The sequence below is a fragment of the Halorientalis persicus genome, from assembly GCF_900110215.1.
Lineage (GTDB): Archaea > Halobacteriota > Halobacteria > Halobacteriales > Haloarculaceae > Halorientalis > Halorientalis persica.
Genome location: NZ_FOCX01000119.1, coordinates 1 through 1,088 on the forward strand (window position 1 = coordinate 1; position 1,088 = coordinate 1,088).

A 1,088-nucleotide genomic window follows, 5' to 3' on the forward strand; every position below is an offset into this window, starting at 1 on the left:
CCTGGAGGAGGCATAATGTCCGGAGAGCAACGTGCCGATTGTGATACGGACACGCAGTCCGGGCAGCCAGCCCAGTCAGCACAACGGTCGACTCTGGGTGTGTTGAAGACCGCGGTCGGACGCATCCGTCATGATCCGTTCCTCGCGGTCCCGTTCATTGTCGCGGGGATTGTCGTTGCACTGGCCGACTGGCTTCGTACTCATGACCCCCTCCCAGTCGCATCGACGGATGGACTCAGTCAAACAATCAGTGTTCAATATTCGGTGGTGCCGCAGGGAACTGCTCGTACGGCTCGACACGTGGGCGCTATTATCGATTTGAAGATGCCATATCTTCTGTGGGGAGTTGGACTTGAACTAGCTGTGGTACTTGTAGTCGCCATCGCGGGATGGATGACGATTACCCGAACACTCGATACATCTCCTCATCTCGGTGGACTGAGTAGGTATCTGCTCACGATGCTTGCAGTCTTGATCCTTTCTCAACTATGGGGCTCCTCTTTCCTCACAACCGATCGGTTCCTGCTTGGACTGGGACTGCTGGCTGTATTTTTGATTGTCGCCGTCCATATATTCTTATTTCCAGCCAATCTGGTCACTGGAAATGGACTACTCGCCGCACTCAGATTGAGCTACCGTTGGTCCCGTGGATACGGTATGACCATTGCGGGTCTCATCATCGTCATTGGACTCTCTTACTGGGGGCTCGCGAAAATACCACACGTCGGTGGGTTTTTGAGTACAGCCGTGGTAGCACCGGTCCACGCTGTCGTTCTTGGGATACTTGTCTCCGCCAAAACAAAGGAATTGGATGCGAAGCCATCTGATTGATCATCGCGTCCAGATATCGTTGATTTCATCGTTGCTCTGATTAGGTCACGATCAGGCACACCTTGAGAAGCCGCTGATACCACCGTCTTCCTCAAACGTTAATCTATGTTCTTGCCCGGGTCTTGAACACGTCTTTATTGTAGTATAAACGTGGGTGTTGTTGTCATCGACTTTCTCCGCGAGATACACTGTCACGTCACCGCGATCCCACCCATCGATCGTGGTGGTCACTTTCTCGCCAGGGGCAATAGTAACAT

1 protein-coding gene and 1 pseudogene are annotated in these 1,088 nt (G+C 52.8%); one reads left to right on the plus strand and one right to left on the minus strand.

Annotated features, from left to right (window positions below; translation table 11 throughout):
• On the plus strand, nucleotides 1-831 hold an 831-nt coding region (locus tag BMX17_RS24930), incomplete at its 5' end, for a hypothetical protein (protein WP_342027716.1).
• 51 nt (nucleotides 832-882) lie between these two features.
• On the opposite strand, the pseudogene BMX17_RS26860 reads toward BMX17_RS24930, so the two are convergent.
• Nucleotides 883-1,088, minus strand: a pseudogene (locus BMX17_RS26860) (hypothetical protein); the annotation flags it as partial.